We start from the raw sequence: 20,394 nt of genomic DNA, 5'->3' as shown, positions 1-20,394 counted from the left end.
TTTTAATATTGTTAGCATGAAGAAACAGATTTTTATCATTTCTTTCATCCTTCTGGTTTTGTTTGCTGTCTTTTCAGGATGTACAGGCCAGGGGGATAACGGCAGTGCATCCGGTCAGGCCGGAAATACCAGTGAGATTCTGGTCTACTGCGGAGCAGGAATGAGCGAACCGATGGAAGAGATCGCATCACGGTTCACTACAGAGACAGGTATTGTAGTCAACTATAACTTTGGCGGATCGGGAACTCTTCTCTCGCAGATGGAGCTTACCGAAAAAGGTGACGTATACATGCCCGGATCGACGGCAGATTTCAACACCGCGATGAGCAAGGGGTTCATTGTCAACGATACCGAGAAACTCGTAGTGTATCATGTCCCGGTTATTGCAGTGCCGAAAGGCAACCCTGCGGGAATCACCTGCCTTGCAGATCTCGGAAACGAGGGAGTTAAAGTCGAGCTCGGTGATGCGTCTGCATGCGCAATTGGAAAGTTATCCAACAAGATAATTGAGAAAAACGGCCTGAATCAAACGATCTACCCGAATGTGGTGACACGTGCGGCAACAGTGAACGAGATCGTGCTGCAGACATCTCTCGGAACTGTCGACGGCTCGATAATATGGGAGGATCTTGGTGATTCGGACGACCTTGAGATCATATACATACCGAACAATCAGAACATCGTGAAGATTGTCCCGATCGGCGTTATGACATTCTCGGCGAGTCCTGACGAGGCCGAAGAGTTCGTCGAATACGTTTCATCCGAGAAGGGTCTTTCAGTCTTTGAGGACTATGGATTTAGCACCTATCCGGCTGACAAGTCTGCCGATGTGAAGGCCTAAACCAAATTCAATTTTTTTGATATTATGGATCTTCTCTTGTTATTTAGCAATCAGCCAAATTGAGTAAGTTATATATATTACTTTAGTTATTATGGGATCTTGATGTGAATGGAATGTCTGAAAAAAATCCTGAAGGATCTCTTAAAACTGAATCTGATCAAAATCTAATAGATGAACTCTTCGAAGAGGAAAAAGATCAATATTTGGCTAAAAACTATTCTGAAGCAAAGAAAACATTAGAGAAAATTCTTGAACTGGATAAAGGTAATATTCAGGCCCTGGATGATATTTGTTATCTTTGCTATAAATTGAAAAACTATGAGGAAGAATTAGTTTATTTCAATTTATATTTAGAGCATATTTCAAAAGATAATCCTAAATTTAATGATGTACTAAGGAAGAAGGGAATCACTTTAAGCGTTCTAAATCGCGAGGCTGAAGCTATAGAATGTTTTGATGAGGTTATAGGTCTTGATCGTGATAATATGGATGCATATTATAGTAAAGGCATCTCCTTAGCTAAACTTGGAAAATATAAAGAAGCTATAGAATGTTTTGATGATGTTATAGGTCTTGATCGTGATAATATGGATGCATATTATAGTAAAGGCATCTCCTTAGCTAAACTTGGAAAATTTAAAGAAGCTATAAAATGTTTTGATGAAATTATTCGTCTTGATTCTGATAATAAAGAAGCATATTATAAAAAAGGCATTTATTTGAGTAAAAATAATGATGACGATGCTGCAATAAAATGCTTTGATAAAGTCCTCAGTTTTGATCCTTGTAATCAGGAAGCTAATAAGAAAGCATATATTAGCAAGGGAATCTCCTTAAGGAAATTAAAGCGTTACGAAGAATCAATAGAATGTTTTGATGAGGTCATCAGGATCGATCCTTATAATGTATGGGCATATATAAACAAAGGAAATTCAGCAAAACAGCTTAAATATTACGGGCTCTCTCTTCAGGCCTTAAATAGGGCTTTGGAAGCTATAGAAAAGGTCAATCAAAACGAAAAAGAAAAAGAAAAACAAAAATATCAAATCTATATTGAGAAAGGGAATGTTTTAATTGAGCTGTTGAAATATGCCGATGCCATATATGACATTAAAAGAGCTCTTGAAATAATGAATGACGATCCGAAAGGATTAGTCAGGATGGGAGTTTCATTCAGCCGTCTTGGAGATGATGCTGAAGCAATAAAATGCTTTGATAAAGCTCTTCAGGTTACTGAAAAAAATATAAAAGAGAGTTCTGGAAAAAAAGAGGATGGCGTAAGATATTATCTGGACTCACTGGTCAGCAAAGGGGTTTCTTTTAGCAGACAGGGGCGCGATAATGCTGCATTAAAATGTTTTAATGTGGTTATTGACTGTTTTCAGGAAAATTCAGATAAAGAGCAACAGAATGAAAAAGATAAAGAAGAATGTTCTGACGAAAAATACATTATAGAAATTAATAATTATTTTATAGGAAATCCTGAAATTAAAAAGACTCTCCAGGGAAAGAAGTTAAATGCTTTAAATAACAAAGGTCGTGCTTTGTTTAATCAAAAAAAGTATACTGAGGCTCTTAAATGCTTTGAAAAGGCAGCAGATCAAGAAAAAAATTACTGGAAAGCCTTTTACAGCAAAGGGATTCTTCTTATGGAATGGGAGAACTGTCCCGATGAAAACAGGTATCAGAATGCTTTGGAGTCATTTAATATCGCAATTTCAATTGATCCATCAAATCCGGAATTACATGCACAAAAAGGCAATGCGCTGATGATGCTCGACCGTTTTGAGGAAGCGGACAATTCTTTTAATACAGCACTTAGAATCGATAAGTCCTGTGCATCTGCATATACCGGCTTGGGATCTTCTAAGGCAAGAAAAGAGCTCATGATAGAGGAGCTCAAGTGCCAGAAGAAACTGCTTGAGGGTATTACTAATGCAGTTGAAGGAACCCAGAATAATCTGTCTAAATTAAGCAAAAAGATGGAATCCAGTTTGGATCATGTATCTACATTATTTTATGTCCAATTTGCACTGGGCGTATTCCTCTTGTTTCTGGCGGTATTTCTCCCCTTTTTTGGTTTGGGAGACATCTTTATTGGTGCCCTTAGTGCAGTAGGTGGCACTGCGCTTGTTGCAACCTCAATTACTACTGCCCCTGGAAAAATCCAGAAGAACAGAATCGATTATTCACAGTGGCTGATTGCATACTACAACTGGATTCACACTCATCATGGATTGAGCAGCTATCTGCTCGGCGAGATTAAAAAGTCTCAGAAACAGGCTGACCTGATAAATACCGGAACACCAGACGACTGGCAGAAGATTGAAAAAATGTATAAATATCTCAATGAAGTCAGTATAACAACCATCCAGCAGATGGAACTCTTCTGCGAATTTCCGTTAAAGGATAAAAACAATGATGCCTATATCGAACTTCTTAAAGGTGTCAGGCCACAGGAAGAAGATGAAGCTGCCAGCGATAATACCGAAGATCCAAAAAAAAGTCCTGATCCCTCTTCTTCAGCTGGGAAAAAATAATTATATTAATTTTTATATCGTCTCAAAACCGAGGGCACGGTTTGTCATCGCGACCGACTCTTCGGCCGTTGAGGCCCCGCCTGTCATCGCCCTTATGCAGTCCACGTTCTCTACGACGACATCGGCCTCCTGGTGAATCGCCTGGAAGAGATAGAGCTCCTTTCCGTCTACTATGGACACCGAATCCTCGAAGACGCACGATTCCCAGAGGTCTGACCTGGGCCTTCCGAGATCGGATGCATACTCCTTCAGTTCTGCGGTGCTCTTGATTCCCGTGTATCCCTTTACAAGGCCGATCCTCGGGTGGTCGGCAATCATTTTAAGGAACTTCTCCCGGTCTCCCGTCTCTTTAAGATCCATCTGTATGATGTGCATGTGCATGAATGTGGTCGGAACGACGAGTGCAGTCGTCACGATGTCGATATCGGGCAGAACCGTCTGGACGTCGGGGCCGTGATGGGACGGAATGGTTACGGGGTTTAAGACAATCGCATCCACAGGCCCGCGTTTTGCATCGCCGGGATCTGCTCCGCGCCTCACCATCGTAGCCCTGACCTTTTTAACACCGAATGTGGTATCCGCAAGTTTGATTATACGGCACAGTCCGGTGGTGTTGCACGATACGACCCTTGCAAACTGGCGTCCTCTTGCATCCGCAAAGTTGCACGACGAGTTGAAGGAATATCCTGCGACCTCATGCTCCTCTCCTCCCTGCCATATCGCCATTTTGCCGTATTTCTCATACATCGCCTTGTTTCCGGCCCCCACTCCGCCGGGGGTTGCATCGACGATGATATCTGCGGCCCGGACCATCTCCTCGACGGTTCCCGCCACCTTCATCCCGGCCTTCTCGAAACTTTCCTTCTTTGAGATATCTGCAATATAAAGAGGGTACCCGCGTTTTTGTGCAATCATTGCCTCATGGCTCGGTCTGGTCTTGGATACTCCGATGATCTCCATATCGGTCTGTGCGGAGACGGCGTCCGCGACCCTCTTGCCGATGGTCCCGAATCCGTTTACGGCAACCTTTATCATAGTACGCTAATCTATGGCATTCCTACATAATATTTTACGCGATACTGTCCCTTCACAGACCGGGGGATCAGGGCGCAGGCATCCGATCCAGTAATTAGTTCTAAATCTGATAAGGGATTTAATAGGTAGGTATATGAACCATTATTCGGGGAAAATCCTCTTTGGCGGAATAATTGTTCTTGCATTTGTTCTTTTTGTGCAGGCGTCCTCGGCCGCTGCCGGTGGATATGGGCCTCAGCTCGAGTGGATGAAGGAGTATCCGGTTGAAGAGATCGAAATATTGTCGGTATGCGAATCCGCGGACGGGGGATACTATGCAGCAGGCGCCGGTCCTGAAGGAAGACTTGTAATGAAGCTCGATTCTGAAGGCAACACGCTGTGGAAGAAGTATATTCAGGGGAGCGATGAAAACGGAAGCATAAAAATGGTCAAGGAATCGCCGGCCGGCGGTCTTATGCTCTTTGCTGACGGTGAGAATCTTATTAAGGCAACAGATGATGCCGTATTCGAATGGGAGTTCCACCATCCTGTAGGGAAGGTCTCTTCGGTCGACGCCACACCTGACGGCTCCGGTGTTTTGGCCGGAACTTATTTTCAGGGATTTCTGACTGAGGTCGCTTCGGACGGAACGGAGGCCTGGAACAGGACCCTGGGAGACCCTGAAAGCGGAGGGCAGTATATCCTGAGGTCTGTACAGAATGATCCTGACGGCGGCTTCATAATCGCAGGATATATCAATCCCATACTGGTGTTATCGGATTATAACGGATTTCTTATGAAGACCGATGCAGACGGTGAGAAGATCTGGGCAAGGCAGTATTCAGGAAATACGTCGGGAATGCTCCTGTCGGTCGCCCCCGTCTATTCGGGAGGTTATGCAGCGGTACGGCTTCAGACCATGGCTGGTGAAGACAATTCAACAGTTGCGGTCCCGTCAGTTTTATTCATGAATGCAGACGGCGAAGTGACAGGCAGTGCCGGTTATAACGCATCCGTTTCCTATGTCTACCATATCGAAAATGCAGGCGATAACGGATATTATCTGACCGGAATAAAATTTGAAGAGCTGCTTGAAGATGATGAATATAAGGTCCTCAGAACCGATCTCTCAGGCAACGTAATCTGGGAAAAGGGGCTGGATGATGTTGCACTGAACGGTTTTACGGCAACGTCCGAAGGCGGTTTTCTGGTTGGAGGCATCAGTTATGACGGAAATACAAGCGTTTTAGCTAAATACGCCGTAGATAACACCTCCAAAGAGGCTTCGGGCTTCGGTCTCGTTCCTGCATTTGCGGCATTTGTCTTTGCCGCAGTATACCTGGTTTTCCGGAAAGGATCTGAATAATCTTTTTTTCTCAGATTTTAATCCTGTGACTCTGATTTAGGATTGTTTCACTCTAAATTTGAAGTTATTGACAGTTTAATAATCTAAAAAAAGGAGTTTGGGGGTTGTTGGTGAAATGAACCCCGATGTTATTCATGCGGGGTGTACGTGTGTTTCATGGTGATCGCGGGAACCTGGTTTGAGAGGTATATCGCTATGGTCGCGATTTATTTTGCTTATGCAAATTTGGGCATTTGGAGGATTTGTGTTCATGAGTTATGGAACTGGTTGCTTGATATGCTGGTGGTTCCCGCGTGTGTGTTGTAGAGGTTGTCCAACAGGAAAAATTACTATTGGATTGCATATAATAGGTTGTTGGAAGTATTATATAAATATATCTTCTAATGCTTTGCATTATCTATTGCAATGTAGGAAGCCATGTGTTTAGCAATGTCGAAATCAATAAGTAATGGCTCAAAAAAATGATAATGGTAGATATGGATTCCTACGCTGAAGAATTATCAAGAGTCATTGAAATTCTAAAGGAGAATCCCCGTGGGCTTTCCGTTACCGATATTGCCGCGCAGATATCGGTAAACAGGAATACCGTTTCAAGATACCTCGACATGCTCCGGATATCGGGCCAGGTTGATATGAAGACATACGGGAAGGCAAAGGTGTTCTTTATATCCCAGCGTGCTCCGATTTCGGCCATGATCAACTTCTCCTCCGATATGGTCGCGGTAATAGACAGGGATCTGGCCGTTGCCCAGGTAAACGATTCGTTTTGCGAATTCCTTGACATAAAAAGAGAGGATATAATCGGAAAAGAGCTCAGGAACTCGCCTCTTGTAGGCTTCGATCACCCGGTGATAAACGAGAGGATCATGGCCGCGCTTGAAGGAAAGGAGAGCACCGACGAGATACGGATTATGAAAGTGGACGAGGAGAAGTACTTCAAAATCCGACTGATTCCGACTGTTTTAAACGATTCCACTCCCGGTGTGACCCTCACGCTTGAGGATATCACGAAGAGAAAAAAAGCTGAAGAAGCGTTAATCTCGAGTGAAAGGAATTACAGGTCGCTTGTTGAGGAGATCAACGATGCGATATGGGATCTTGATGACAACGCAAGGTTCACATATGTAAGCCCCAGGACTACGGAAATACTCGGATTCCAGCCTTCGGAGCTTATAGATAAACCAATTTACGAGATCCTTAACGAAGAGGGGAAGTCGGCCCTCGACAGATGCATCCGTGAATGCCGAAATAATGGCGGCGGTCCGGAAATTTTCAATTGCTCGGTAATGCACAGCAACGGCCACAAAATCATACTCGAATCAAGCCTCTGCAGGCGGTATGATGAGTTCGGAATCGGAACAGGCTACAGGCTCGTATCAAGAGATGTGACAGAGCGGGAAAAGGCATACCGCGGGCTCTTCAAATGGAAATCCTTCCTGAATTCGGTCGTCATGAATATTCCTGCGATGGTTCTTGTAAAAGAGGTAAAGAAAGGCACTTATATCTTCTTCAACAGGGAGACCGAGGAGTTCTTCGGTATAAATAGTGCTTCTGCCACAGGAAAGATGGGGTGGGAGCTCTTTCCCGACAAGTTCGTGGAGTACCTCATTTCGGGGGACAGGGAGGTTTCATCCACGGGTGCACCCGTATCAATGTCAGAACTGAGGCTGAAGATTTCGGGCAAAAACGAGAGGATAATCAAATCCCGCAAAGTTCCGATCTTCGGGATGGACAACAGACTGGATTATATCCTGACCCTCCTTGAGGATATTACAGAAGACAAAAGGGCTGAAGAGGAGATTATTGCACAGAGGGACCAGGCACAGAGCTACCTTGATCTCGCTGGTGTCATGATTGCCGTAGTTGACAGGCAGGGCCGCCTGACCCGCATCAACCGCTACGGGTGCAGGATGCTTGGGGTCACTGAAGACCAGATAATCGGAAAAAACTGGTTCGAAACAGTCATTCCTGCCGGGAGAAGGGATCACCTGAGAAAACAGTATTCGAGAATTATTGCGGGGGAGATCAGCCCCCCCCAGAGCGAGGAAGGCGTCATTATTACATCCGGTGGCGGGGAAATACCCGTATTATGGCATAATTCTATAATAAAAAGCCCAGAAGGAGAGATTACTGCAATAGTATCGTCCGCGTCTCAAAACATTTCATGAAATAGTGCTTTCAGGTAATGCACATAAATCTTTTATCAGGTATGAACTCAGTTAGAATAGGATAGAAAATATATGAGAGCTTCAGCCATTCTTCCGGCAGGAATTATAATATTGCTATTGGCGGTTCCGGGATTTGCCCTTGCGGCGTCGGGCGACGATATGAAATTCTACGCCTCCGGTGACCCGGTATATATAAGGGGTGAAGCGCCGGGTTCACAGTCGACGGGCCTTATGGCCTGGATATTCGGTCAGAACTACTGGTCTTCAGAGAATGTAAATACGGAATCCGACGGTTCATATACCTACGAGATAGGCAGCGGGTTGACAGGCTCCCTGTCTTCAGGACAGTACTTTGTGATTATACAGCACCCGATGTACAACGGTGTATTCGATGTAACAGTCAGGGAAAGCTGGCCTTCATCGGGCCAGACAAGCGCGGTTTCGACTGCGGGAGGCAGCTTCGTAATCGAAGGACAGGGAAAGCTGCAGGGTTCGGCAGCGGCTTATGCCCTTATGAATCTGCTGGATTCGCAGAATATCGACGATACATATACGGTAACGACCTTCTTCCTCGAAGAGCCCTGGTTAAGGGCAGATGAAACTGAAGCCTGGCAGGCTGGATCGATAATCGAACTTGAAGGAACGACAAACATCGCTCAGGGAGAGCAGCTGGTGTATACGTTTTCACCTGTTTCCGGGGATATACCTTCATCCAAGCAGTCCGGGGGGGCTGCATATACCACGGAGATGGCAGGAAAGAGTACTGTCGAATACGGCATGCCGTATAACCTTTGGAGCGTAGATATCGATACAGCGGGAATGGAGCCGGGAACATATATCTTTACGATAGAAGCGGTATCTGAAGGAAATGCACTCCAGAAATACATCACCCTTTACGAACCTGTCGAAACACCGGAAATCACCGCGAAGCCGACTTCACAGGAATCGGCCGGACCTACGGGGACAAAGATGACGGTGGAGACAACCACTGCGGCGACAGCGACACAATCACCCGTTTCACCGGTTCTTGCCGTCGTTTCGATATTTTCGGCGCTCTTAATCGGTACGGCCGTCAGAAGTTTCCGGCGCAGATAAAAATATTCCCTGAAAAATAAAAAATAAGCTTATTTTTTCTGAAAATACCATATCATTTACGTATAATTTTTGTATTATTAATTCGTTAATTCATTCATGGTTACCCGTCTTAGAAGGTACGGCCAGATTGTCGACGTCGGGATCAAATATGGCTTCGGAATATTTTTGGATGAGATCGATCCCGACGCCACAAAGCGAAAATTCTTTGATAAGAAGACAAAGCCGGATGAAAGGTCGGTATACGAGAGAATGCGTCTCGCCCTCGAGGAACTTGGCCCAACATTTGTAAAATTCGGCCAGATGCTTGCATCGAGAACCGAATCCCTTCCTCCTGAGCTTGTAAGGGAGTTCAAGAAGCTTCACGACCATGTCGGTCCGGTTCCGTTTGAAGAGCTCCGGCCGACAATTGAGAGGTACTGCGGACCTATTGACGAGACATTTGAATTTTTTGATGAGACGCCTCTTGCCGCGGCTTCGATTGGCCAGGTGCATCGTGGCATTCTCAAGGACGGGACAATTGTCGCTGTAAAGGTGCAGCGCCCCAATATTAGAGAGACGATAGAGACCGACACCCTGATAATCGAAAGTATGGCCAAGAGGTATGAACGGGTCAATCCTGCAGTCAGGGCCTACAACCTCTCAGCAATGGTCGACGATTTCTCGAAGATGATCAAAAAGGAGCTGAATTTTGTATCCGAAGGAAAAAACGCCGATATATTCCGGCGTAATTTTGCCGGCAGGGAAAGAATAAAGTTTCCTAAGATCTTCTGGAAATATTCCGGCCCCGAATGCCTGATGATGGAATTCATCGACGGTATAAGGGTCGACGATGTGGATGGGATCAGGTTTATGGGTTATGACCCGACTGATTTTGCCTCTCTCGGTTTCACGGCATACCTTAAGATGATCTTCGAGGACGGATTCTTCCATCTCGATCCGCACCCCGGAAACCTGAAGGTAACTCCCTCGGGTGAGCTAGCATTCCTTGACCTGGGGGCTATTGCGATAATCAGGCCTGAGAGGCGGGATCTGTTTATTAAACTCCTTCTGGCGATCGTAGATACCGATGTCAACCTGATAGTCGAGACCTTCCAGAAGCTCGGCGTTAATATTACCGAGGATAATGAGGACGATATAAAGGACCAGCTCTATTATGCCCTCTTCGATGTCGAAGGCATCGAGCTTGAAAGCGTTGATGCGGGTTCTGCTCTCGAATCGATTCCGAGGATCATGAACTTATACAAGATCCAGATCCCGGGAACCCTGATGTCGTTGCTGAAGGTAATCGTAATGGTGCTTTCAATTGGAACGGAGCTGAACCCGAAGTTCAACTTCTATGGCGAGGCCAGACCTTACCTGAGGGAGATCCTGGAGGCAAGGTATCTTTCAAGGTCGAGCTTCCAAAAGACCTCCCACACGCTTTTGGAGAGTGCAGAGAGCATAATGAAGCTTCCGAAGATTATCAACAGGACACTCGACAGGATGGCAAAGGGAAATATTCAGGTTGATATAGTTGCAAAGGATGTCGAGAACCTGAGCAGCACGATAGAGAGAGCGTCTGACAAGATCCTTATGGGACTCGTATCCTCGGCACTCGTTATAGGAGCATCTATTGTGATGTTCTCAGCAGACTTTGAATATTCCGATTATCTCATAGCCCTTACGGTTATAATCTACCTGATCGCCTTCGTCCTGGGCCTTGCAACGCTTATAAAAGTCCTGTACCGGGATAAGAAGAAGTGAGGGAAAAATACCCGGCAACGGAAAGGGGATATTTTAAAAGATCTTTTTTTATCCTTTCAGAAAACCGTTGATCTTAACTTTTTTTTCAAAAGGGATCTCCGGTGCGGCGATCTTCAGGTCGACTGCGGCGGTACCCCTGATAACAATATCAAGATCGCCTCCTATCAGTCCGCCTGCGGCTGAAATAACTGCAGCGTTTTTCAGCTTTACGGGGATCTCCGCCCGGGTGACTCCCCCTCCTTCGATCCTGACGTTGTCTTTTTCACCGTTTCCCAAAAAGGATTCGGTATCCTGTTTTAGTAAAAAAACTCCGAACTTTACTGATTTCAGGGTACCCCCGAGGGGCATGGGATTGTTGATCGAAAGAGCTACATTGAGTGTGGTGCTTTCAATCCCGATATCGCCGATCCCGACAGATGCGATCTCTATCGAAGGTTCTTTTGACTCCTGCATATTGATCCAAATGCTTCGAATTGCCTTTTAATTTTCGAATCCTTTCATATGCAAACGATCAAAAGGAATATATTAAATAGTTCCCTTCATTTTATCATCGGTATAAGAAGAATCTTGCGGGTTTGGATATTTTTATACTTTTGAGGGCCTTTTGCATGTCACACAGGGCTACTAAAGACTACAGGATCCACGTTGCAGTGCTGGTGGCGATTCTGTTGATAGTGGCTGCTATTTCTATTTTTATTCATTCCGGCAATATCGTAAACCGGTCTCCAAATACGGCCCTCACATCATGGGGATCGAAAAGAGCCGCCGGATGGCATGAGGGGGGAGTTCTTAAGAAATTAATGAAAAAGATTGGGTGTTTATCTTTCAGGACTGCGGGGGCTGCCTGATGAATAAAGAGAACCGGAGGATTGCAGTTGTAATTATGGCGTGTTCCCTCCTTTTCGGTTCCATGTTCTGGATCTTTAGCGCCTGTCTTGAGTACCTCTATATCAGGGAATATTTCAATTCGCTGGTGCTTCATTATCCCGGATCGTTTATGGATTCGGTTTTTTTCAACATTTCGTCATATTCGCTGTATAACCGGCTTTTATTCCTTTTCGGCTGTATAGCGGGGGGGGTGATTGTTTCTTTCTATGTAATCCGCCGGATTGAAGCGGAAAATGCCCTGGTGCATAGCGAAAAACAGCTGAAGGCAATCATCGATTCCGCCTTTGATGTAAAAATCCTGGTAGACAGGGAAGGGAGGATTCTAAAGATGAATGACAAGGCCGCTGCATATTTAAAAAAGGGAGAAGATGAACTGGCAGGGTCCTTGTTATATGACCTGTTGACAGACGGAAGACGGGAGAAGAGGAAAGAGCAGTTTGAAAATGTCCTGAATACAAAGATGCCGGTACAGTTTGACGAGGAGTTCGACGGCCGGTTCTACAGGCTTATCATTTATCCTGTAAAAGACAACGGAGGTGATGTTTCATCAGTTGCCGTTACACTGAGAGACATCACTCCGGAGAAGAAGATCGAGGAAGAGATCAGGCAGGATCGCGAATATCTTGCACTTGCAATGACAAGCGCAGGTATTACAATATGGGAGATGTGGGAGAAAACCAAAAAAATGGTAGTAATGAGCCCGGATGAGATATCCGGGGGATTCGAAAAGAAAAGAACTGTTAACAGCTACAGGGATTTCTGGGATTCAGTTCATCCAGATGACCGGGACATGATTGGAGATGCCTTAAAAGATCACTTCGAAGGCAGAACGAAGATCTATTCTGCTTTATACCGGATGAAAAATCCAAAAGGGGAATGGAGATGGATGAACTCATTCGGGAAGATTGTCGAGAGGGATAACGAGGGTTCTCCTGTAAAGCTGATTGGCATAAGGGTGGATGTGACGAATCTTCATGAATACAGGGAGACTGTAATTAAGGCCAATAAAAAACTTAACCTTTTATCCGAGATCACCCGTCACGACATACTTAACCAGGTGACCGCCATCAGGCTTTCGGAGGAGCTGCTTCTTGCCGGGGATTATCTGGAAAAGAATTCTGAAGAATGGGATCTTTTTGAGATAATATTCAGGGCAACCGCGATGATAGAGGAGCAGATCACGTTTACAAAAGATTACCAGAACCTCGGTATCAGCTCCCCGGGATGGCAGAATGTATCGGAGTTAATTTCCCGAATTGAAAAGGATGCCAACCTGATGAATATTGAAATAACTGACAATACCGGGGGCCTTGAAATTTACGCCGATCCTATGTTTGAGAAGGTTTTGTTCAATATTCTCGACAACTCCTCCCGTCACGGCGGTGCAAAAAGAATAACCGCCTGGTACGAACTGAACAAAAAGAGGTGCACTCTTATAATCGAGGATGACGGGTGTGGGATTGAAGAGGATTTAAAGGAAAAGATATTCGGGAGAGGGTTCGGAAGGAACACCGGAATCGGCCTGTTTCTTGTCAGGGAGATCCTTGACATCACAGGCATAAGCATACGTGAAACAGGAATTCCGGGTCAGGGAGCCAGGTTCGAGATTTTAATCCCCCGGGCGGCTTTCAGGAGAACTGAGGAGTAGGAATATGTCAGGTTCAAAAGTTCTAATCGTAGAAGACGAGGTAATTGTGGCAATGAGCATCGAAAGAACACTGTCCTCCTTCGGCTATGATGTTGTCGGGCTGTCGACATCACCGGAGGATGCCATCAGGATCGCAGGGGAGCTGAAACCGGATCTGGTTTTAATGGACATCAACCTAGACGGTGAGATCGACGGTATAGATGCGGCCGTAAAAATTGCACAAACATCGGATATTCCTGTCATATATCTTACCTCATACACAAATGAGGAAACCATGAGGAGGGCTATAGGAACAAATCCTTACGGTTACCTGACAAAACCGGTACGTCCCAAGGAGCTTTATACGACAATCGAGACAGTCCTGAACAAGCATCGTGCGGAGATCGCGGAGAGGGAGCTGAAGGAGAGCAAAAGAACCCAGTGGGAGATCCTAAACAGTCTCGATTTCGGCATCTGTGTAGCCGGCTATGAACCTGATAAGGAGAGGTGTACAATCGCGGCTATCAACGAAAAGGCCTGTGCTATCCTCGGAGTACCGGGGAGGGAGCTCTGGAAGAACAAAGCAGACCTTGATGACTATATCCCCGGACTGGCTGAAACGGTCTCCCGCTCTATTGCGGAAGGAAGGAGGAGTGTAGTATTGAGATCCGGGTTTGCAGAAAGCGGGGCCAGTTATCTTCTCAGGTTTATCGGTTCCGGCGGAAATTATTCAATATTAATCAGTTTTATCGATAATAATGGAAGCAGGGAGATCCTGGACGGCATAAACAAAATTACCGGACATATATCCTCGATTCTTTCTCTATGCAATGGAAAAGACGGAGTTGCCAAAGAGATTTCGGAACATGCTCTTGAGATCGAGAAGATAATGAAAAACTACTGAACTGCTTCATGCATAATTTTATTCCGAAGGCAAACCGCCTGGCAGGAATATACGTTTTGAAAAGTAATTATTAAATTTCAAACCAAACGATAATTCAAAGGGTGAATATAATGACTAAAGCCGAGGAATATCTGCAGGAATATGTCGAAAGGATCAGTAAATCGGTCAGAGGCGTTGATGAGCGGACCGGGCATGCAATCGCTTCGATGCTTGGTGCCTATAAGAATGCCATCTATTCAAAAGCAGTAAAAAACGCAGACAAATCCCTATCGCTTCTTAAAAAAGGGGGAAGTCCGGCCGTATTGTCAAAAGCCGTTATTATTGTCAGGAACAGCTCGATTAAGCTTGCACCGATGCAGAAGAGCATGAGCTCAAGTTATACCTGGGAAGGCCGGGCCGCCGGTGGTGTCGGAAGTATCGGGGATGCCGAGATTATTGAATGTGACTTCGCACCCGAAGATGAGGAGTATCTTGCCCTGGTACTTCCACAGGATGAGATTAAAGTTCCTGAAGAATACAACCTCGACAACGCACTGGCTCTTTGCTATGCAGTTGCACTAAAATCATCTCCTCTCGACGAGCAGTCTCTCCAGGAGTGGGTGTATACATATGTTCTTACGAAAATATCCGATTATATCGGGGAATAATTAGGGATTTGCGCCTTGTGATAGCCGGCCTGCGGCCGGAAAACGCACACTATTGTGGGGGGTATCTAATCTTCTACCCATTCAAAGATCCAAAAACCAATTTAGAGTACCATGTTATCACTGGACGAGATTATGCGTGTAGTGCTCGGGCTCCTCGTATGTTTCGAGCTTTCCTTCCTCATTTAAAACGGAGATAGTGCCGTGGCCGCCGCAGACAAGGCATTTCATACCTGTATCCTTCTCGAATTCCGATGCTATCTCCAAAAGCGCCTTTCTCTCGTTTCTTGCAAGATCGCTGTCTACGTTAACCGACGTAACAAGGAAGTCCGCGATGGAGTTGTAGGTTCTCCTGTCTTTTGAAAAGCTGTGGAAGTTCATCAGGCTGTCGGCGGTGAACAGCAGTCCCTTATCCGGGCTGAAGAGGATAAGCTGGCCCGACTGGTGTCCGCCTTCGCTTATGAGAACTTCGAAGTCCACCCCGGCGATATTCATTCTTCCTATAATTGGAAATATGGACCTGAACTCATCGGAAGATCCCGGAAACAACCTGATGTTCTCCTCCTTCGGGGGGTTCCATCTTGAAAAGAGGGCTATCATCGTTGTATAGACCCGTTCGAGGATCGAATTCTCGCTCTTCGATCCCCATGCACGGTTTCCTCTCCTTATGATCTCGAGTGTCACAGGGTGCATGTACGCAGTGACTTCATATGCCCCTCCCGCACCACAGTGGTCGGCATCTCCGTGCGTCGTGACGATATATTTCAGCTTCCCGTCGATATCAAGGCCGTAATACTCGAACAGCTTCCGTGCATCCTTTGCATATATCCCATAGCCGGTATCTATCATCACGATCTCGTCGGGGTTTTCAAAAAGGAATATGCTTCCTCCGCCTGGAAGCTGGAAGCAGAAAAGCGTCAGGGAATCCGACAGCCTTATCTCCTGGACATCGGCATAGAATCCGTTTCCTGTCGTAGACTGCAGGTATTCACCGCATCTCAAATAATTATCGAAGACCTCCTCGGGATCGTTTCCGAGATGTGTAAGCTCCTGGACCGTATGGTTGATATCCTTCAGGAAGTCCATGAGGAGCTCCTCGTCCTTGTCGTCTTCGAGATATTTCCTGATCTGCTGGGCGAACCTGACATAGAATATCGTCCTGTCGAGCGATTCCCCGGTAACATCGTATTCCAGGATTTCGATTGGATATGTATCTCTCAGGACGTTCATCAGTTCCTCGGCTTTCCCGGTATCATTCAGTATCAGGCTGACGGAAACGATGTCAGGCATGCTGCCTGTATCGTCGAAGTCGATCGATGTAATTCCGGCTTCGGACCCGGAGGTAATCTTAAGGAATTCAAGCAGGGAGCCGCTTTTATGCGGGACTTTCACCTTGAACTTGAGGAAAGGGAGGCTCCTGATCGAGGTTCTCAGGAATCCGCTTGAGACCAGCTTTTCCCTTATTGCCTGGTAGTCTTCGCATGTGCAGGTCACCTCTATGAAGGCAGTATGCGGATCGATCTGCCTGTCGTAGTGAATTCTGTTGATATTGCCGTTGTTTTCGAAGATAATCTGTGATGCTGTCTGTAAAGACTGGCGTGTATCGGGAATGTGCGCAACAAAAGAAAACCTGTTCATATCAATTCTCCTTATGGTGAAAGAGATGGCACCAGGATGTATGCCGCCCAGCCGATGTATTCTCTTCCATATGCGAGGTATTCATCCTGGATTCTCAGGAAATAATTGTAAACCTCGTCTTTTTCAGGATGATCAGGATTTTCAGTCATCCAGTCGAGGCAGTTCTCCCATATGGAAGACTCGTAATCGTCCCACTCGTCTTCACTGGATCGTATGACCCTCGTGATGTCGTATCCGTTCTCCCTAGCGGACTGGAGGATCTCGTATTCAGTCATGATCTCGGGCCATTCCCTTGAAAATTCGGCTGCAACCGAGTCTTTCTTCCAGTACCTTTCACCGATGATTATGATCCCGTCAGGTTTCAGGAAACTCTTCATCGAAGAGATTGCATCCGGTATCCCGCCCCAGATCTGGGATGCTCCGAATGATACCGCAACGTTATATGTTTCATCTTCAGGATCGTATAAGGAGGCGTCGGCAAGAAAAACATGAATATTTTCCGAAAGATCGAGCTTTGCAAGGAGTTCTCCCGCATTGGAGCAGGCTTCCTCCCTGATCTCAATACCTGTCCCGCAGACTCCGAACGAACGCCCCCATATGCCGAGGAGTGTTCCGTTGCCGCATCCGAAGTCGATGACGGTCATGCCTTCCGAAAGGCGTGCCATCTCTCCTGCCAGCAGGGCCTTTTCCTGTGAAAAAGGATTCATAATGCCCAGGGGCCCCTGCGATATCGTTACAAGATCCTGAAAATTCATTAGCTATCTACCGCCGGAATTCAATCCGGTTTTTACCGATTATTATTGGTTGCCTATACGGCATTTATGTTATGGTGCACCCGTTCTATGCAGGGGCCGGATTTTAAGGATTCACCATTGAATGGGGCATTGTATCCGGCAATATGCAGTCGGTCGGAAATAATAAGAAACAACTGAGAAAATCGGTTAAATCCCATATCGCATGGATTATTCTTGTTTATTGTAAATTATTGGGGCATTATCCGGCAATCGTATTGAAATTATTGACAATTATTCTTTAAATTAAAAAAAAGTCCTGAATTTTGCTTTAATGTAAAAAGGACTTTATTTATAATTTTAAACTCAATGATCTAAAGTATGAAAAAGACCCTGGGCCGGATTATCGGGATACTAGCTTTTATTATCATCGTATTATATCCTGTCGACCCTTCGGCATTTCCCGTTGAGGCAAAATATGCTGCAGCGGTTACAGCCCTTATGATCGTATGGTGGGTAACCGAGGCGATACCGATTCAGGCGACCGCACTTATTCCCATCGTGCTTTTTCCCCTGCTTGGAGTTCTCACTCCCGCCGAAGCCTGCAGCGCTTACGGGGACAAAGTCATCTTTCTGTTTATGGGCGGTTTTATAATAGCAATGTCCATGCAGCGCTGGGGTCTGCATGAACGAATAGCACTTCATATAATCAGAAAAACCGGCTCTTCTCCGCGGAGGCTCATCCTCGGGTTTATGATTGCAACTGCATTTTTGTCAATGTGGATCTCCAATACCGCGACCGCCATGATGATGATCCCGATTGCAATTGCGATAATTGCAACCATACTCCCGAATATCGAGACAAAGCTTGAAGAGATGGACCTGAAACAGAGAAATTTTTCCGAGTGCATCGTAATATCGATCGCCTACGCCGCAACAATCGGCGGGATGGCGACCATCATCGGGACCCCTCCCAACGGTTTCTTTATAGCTCAGATGCAGGCGATCTTCCCCGCTGCGCCTCCGATTGATTTCTCTACATGGATGCTCTTCGCCCTGCCGCTTTCCTGTGTATTCTTACCTATCGGATGGCTATGGCTGACATACGGGGCATACAGGGACCTTCCCGAGAAGATCTCGGCCGGAAAAGACATAATCGAGGAGAAGATCTCGGCACTCGGGGCCATGAGCAAAGGCGAAAAGTGGACCCTGCTGGTATTCACGGGAACGGCTGTCGCATGGATTCTAAGGTCGCAGAAGAATATCGGCGATATCGTAATTCCGGGAATCAATACTTTTCTTCCCGGTGTCGGCGATTCGACCATTGCCATAGCCGGCGCCATACTGCTCTTCCTTCTTCCCGTAAGCAGGTCGGAGGGGATCTATACGATGAACTGGGAATGGGCAAAGAAGATTCCCTGGGGAATTCTGATACTCTTCGGCGGGGGGATCTGTCTTTCAAAGGCGTTCATAGCAAGCGGACTGGCCAATGAGATTATCGAGCGTCTCGGATTTATACACACCATACATATCGTTATTGCAGTGCTGATAGTCGCGATCCTTGTTTCGCTGCTGACCGAGGTCACTTCAAATACTGCTATTGCCGGGGTTATGATGCCCATAATGGCAATTACGGCAGTAAGTATGGAGGTCCACCCGTATATTCTCATGCTGACGGCGACTTTCGCCTGCTCGATGGCGTTCATGCTTCCTGTTGCAACGCCCCCGAATGCCGTTGCCTACGGGTCCGGTTATATCAATATAAAAGACATGATAAAGGCAGGATGGGTGCTTAACATCATTGGAATAATTCTGCTTGTAATATTCATGTTCACCGTATTCATGTGGGTTTTGGGCTTTGGCGTCGAGATGCCTGCGTGGGCCTTCGAACCTGTGATCTCAGGCGGATAAAACTTTTTTAGCCTCCGGCCGGGCGATTTTCAGATAAAAAAATCAAAACTATTTCCATATTTTGAATAAAAATGAAAAAAATTTATAGCGGTTTCAATAAATATGAGTTTAATGTCTCCTCTCTTAGTCCTCTATGTGGATGATGAGCCTTCTCTTCTGGATATAGGAAAGATCTATCTTGAAAGGAGTGGTATCTGCAATGTCACGGTTGCGGAATCAGGCTTCACTGCACTTGAGCTTTTAAAGGAGGAAAAATTTGATGCAATTATTTCTGATTACCAGATGCCCGATATGGACGGCCTGGAACTGCTTATCGCAGTAAGGAGAGACTACGGCAATATACCATTTATTATATTCACCGGACGGGGAAGGGAAGAGGTATTTATTGAAGCTGTTAAAAGCGGTGTCGATTTTTATGTCCAGAAAGGAGGCGATCCCGGTGTTCAGTTCGCGGAACTGATACATAAAGTAGTTCATGCTGTTGCGGGGAGAAAGGCGGAGAATTTCATCGAAAATGAGGATGAGACCTACAGGATTCTGCTTGAAGAGCTGAAGGAGCCCACCTTCATCACAGGTAAATCCCCTGACTCGTCTGTTATTGCAAACAAGACATTCCTATCTCTTCTGGGTTTGAAAGAGGCCGGGGAAAATGATCTTATGCTGGCTGACATAGGAATTGGCGATGATGAACATCGTCTGATGCTTGTCGCCTCTCTTCAGCCGGGAGATGAAAACTACGTCGATTCCGGGGTTGTGAGATCTGACGGAGCCACCTTAAGACTGCGTTTTAAAATCAGGAGAATAGCATTCAGGGGTGATATGGCTCTTTTTATTAAGGCCGGCGAAATCCCCGGAGAAAAAAATATTATGGAATCCGGCAGCGGTCCCGGTGAGGACGAATTGTCCCAGATCATCGAGAATGCCAGTTCAATAATTATTAAATGGACTCCTGACGGGATTCTGACATATTTCAATTCTTTTGCGGAGAAATTTTTCGGGTATGAAAAATCCGAGGTGCTGGGCAGAAACCTTGTTGGCACCATAGTCTCCGCCAGGGATAATAGCGGAAAGGATCTGGGTGGGCTGATTGCCCAGATCGCCAGGGACCCGGGTTCGTTCACAAACAACGAAAATGAAAATATAACAAAAGACGGCCGTACAGTTCTTATAAGCTGGACCAACAGCGGCATATTCGACAGGACGGGGGAACTCTGCGGAATAGTCTCCGTGGGCAACGAAATCACGGAAAGATTTTGTAAAGAGTAGCAATCGGGCCTTTATATT

Annotated in this window: 16 protein-coding genes; 12 read left to right on the top strand and 4 right to left on the bottom strand. The window is 45.9% G+C overall.

The window, feature by feature from the left end; all coding sequences use genetic code 11:
* The first annotated feature begins 16 nt into the window (after window positions 1-16).
* Together modA and METPAY_RS04750 are read left to right on the top strand one after the other, a co-directional pair.
* Window positions 17-841: a molybdate ABC transporter substrate-binding protein gene (gene modA, locus METPAY_RS04755; RefSeq protein ID WP_048149621.1), complete on the top strand. Its 825-nt coding sequence runs from the start codon at window positions 17-19 to the stop codon at window positions 839-841.
* A gap of 113 nt (window positions 842-954) precedes the next feature.
* Window positions 955-3,381 (top strand): tetratricopeptide repeat protein, encoded by a 2,427-nt coding sequence (locus METPAY_RS04750; protein WP_048149618.1) that lies wholly within the window; start codon window positions 955-957, stop codon window positions 3,379-3,381.
* A gap of 12 nt (window positions 3,382-3,393) precedes the next feature.
* Here METPAY_RS04750 and METPAY_RS04745 read toward each other — a convergent pair whose 3' ends face one another.
* Window positions 3,394-4,416 carry a type II glyceraldehyde-3-phosphate dehydrogenase gene (locus tag METPAY_RS04745; protein ID WP_048149616.1) on the bottom strand — a complete coding sequence of 341 codons (1,023 nt, stop codon included), beginning with the start codon at window positions 4,414-4,416 and terminating at the stop codon, window positions 3,394-3,396.
* A gap of 133 nt (window positions 4,417-4,549) precedes the next feature.
* Here METPAY_RS04745 and METPAY_RS04740 point away from each other — a divergent pair, with 133 nt between their 5' ends.
* The 4 genes from METPAY_RS04740 to METPAY_RS04725 all read left to right on the top strand — a co-directional run bounded on the left by METPAY_RS04740 (window position 4,550) and on the right by METPAY_RS04725 (window position 10,767).
* Complete coding sequence (locus METPAY_RS04740; protein WP_048149614.1) at window positions 4,550-5,761, top strand: PQQ-binding-like beta-propeller repeat protein; 1,212 nt, start codon at window positions 4,550-4,552, stop codon at window positions 5,759-5,761.
* 467 nt (window positions 5,762-6,228) lie between these two features.
* Window positions 6,229-7,929, top strand: coding sequence for a PAS domain S-box protein (locus tag METPAY_RS04735; RefSeq protein WP_245611525.1), 1,701 nt, complete (start codon window positions 6,229-6,231; stop codon window positions 7,927-7,929).
* A 72-nt stretch (window positions 7,930-8,001) separates the two neighbouring features.
* On the top strand, window positions 8,002-9,024 hold the full coding sequence (locus tag METPAY_RS04730) for a hypothetical protein (RefSeq protein WP_157198997.1): 1,023 nt from the start codon (window positions 8,002-8,004) through the stop codon (window positions 9,022-9,024).
* A gap of 96 nt (window positions 9,025-9,120) precedes the next feature.
* Window positions 9,121-10,767, top strand: coding sequence for an ABC1 kinase family protein (locus METPAY_RS04725; protein ID WP_048149601.1), 1,647 nt, complete (start codon window positions 9,121-9,123; stop codon window positions 10,765-10,767).
* A gap of 48 nt (window positions 10,768-10,815) precedes the next feature.
* On the opposite strand, the gene METPAY_RS04720 is transcribed toward METPAY_RS04725, so the two are convergent.
* Window positions 10,816-11,220 (bottom strand): NDR1/HIN1-like protein, encoded by a 405-nt coding sequence (locus tag METPAY_RS04720; RefSeq protein WP_048149599.1) that lies wholly within the window; start codon window positions 11,218-11,220, stop codon window positions 10,816-10,818.
* A gap of 122 nt (window positions 11,221-11,342) precedes the next feature.
* Between METPAY_RS04720 and METPAY_RS15240 the strand changes: the two genes are divergently transcribed.
* The 4 genes from METPAY_RS15240 to METPAY_RS04700 all read left to right on the top strand — a co-directional run bounded on the left by METPAY_RS15240 (window position 11,343) and on the right by METPAY_RS04700 (window position 14,833).
* Window positions 11,343-11,615, top strand: a complete 273-nt coding sequence (locus METPAY_RS15240) for a hypothetical protein (RefSeq protein WP_211251518.1) — start codon at window positions 11,343-11,345, stop codon at window positions 11,613-11,615.
* Complete coding sequence (locus METPAY_RS14105; RefSeq protein ID WP_052418666.1) at window positions 11,615-13,303, top strand: PAS domain-containing sensor histidine kinase; 1,689 nt, start codon at window positions 11,615-11,617, stop codon at window positions 13,301-13,303. Before METPAY_RS15240 ends, METPAY_RS14105 begins: the two co-directional genes overlap by 1 nt.
* A 4-nt stretch (window positions 13,304-13,307) precedes the next feature.
* A complete protein-coding gene (locus tag METPAY_RS14100; protein WP_052418665.1) occupies window positions 13,308-14,186 on the top strand; it encodes a response regulator in 879 nt (292 codons plus the stop codon).
* Between the two features lie 110 nt (window positions 14,187-14,296).
* Entirely contained in the window at window positions 14,297-14,833 is a 537-nt protein-coding gene (locus tag METPAY_RS04700) for a hypothetical protein (protein WP_048149594.1), read from the top strand.
* 117 nt (window positions 14,834-14,950) lie between these two features.
* On the opposite strand, the gene METPAY_RS04695 is transcribed toward METPAY_RS04700, so the two are convergent.
* Complete coding sequence (locus tag METPAY_RS04695) at window positions 14,951-16,468, bottom strand: MBL fold metallo-hydrolase (protein ID WP_048149593.1); 1,518 nt, start codon at window positions 16,466-16,468, stop codon at window positions 14,951-14,953.
* Between the two features lie 11 nt (window positions 16,469-16,479).
* Window positions 16,480-17,223, bottom strand: a complete 744-nt coding sequence (locus METPAY_RS04690) for an SAM-dependent methyltransferase (protein WP_048149591.1) — start codon at window positions 17,221-17,223, stop codon at window positions 16,480-16,482.
* 357 nt (window positions 17,224-17,580) lie between these two features.
* Here METPAY_RS04690 and METPAY_RS04685 point away from each other — a divergent pair, with 357 nt between their 5' ends.
* Both METPAY_RS04685 and METPAY_RS14095 read left to right on the top strand, forming a co-directional pair.
* Complete coding sequence (locus METPAY_RS04685) at window positions 17,581-19,110, top strand: SLC13 family permease (protein WP_048149584.1); 1,530 nt, start codon at window positions 17,581-17,583, stop codon at window positions 19,108-19,110.
* 111 nt (window positions 19,111-19,221) lie between these two features.
* Window positions 19,222-20,376 carry a response regulator gene (locus METPAY_RS14095; RefSeq protein WP_052418664.1) on the top strand — a complete coding sequence of 385 codons (1,155 nt, stop codon included), beginning with the start codon at window positions 19,222-19,224 and terminating at the stop codon, window positions 20,374-20,376.
* The last annotated feature ends 18 nt before the right edge of the window (window positions 20,377-20,394 follow it).

The organism is Methanolacinia paynteri (genome assembly GCF_000784355.1).
Classification (GTDB): domain Archaea; phylum Halobacteriota; class Methanomicrobia; order Methanomicrobiales; family Methanomicrobiaceae; genus Methanolacinia; species Methanolacinia paynteri.
Note: the sequence above shows the minus strand (reverse complement) of the source record. Positions and strands in the feature narration are given on the sequence as shown.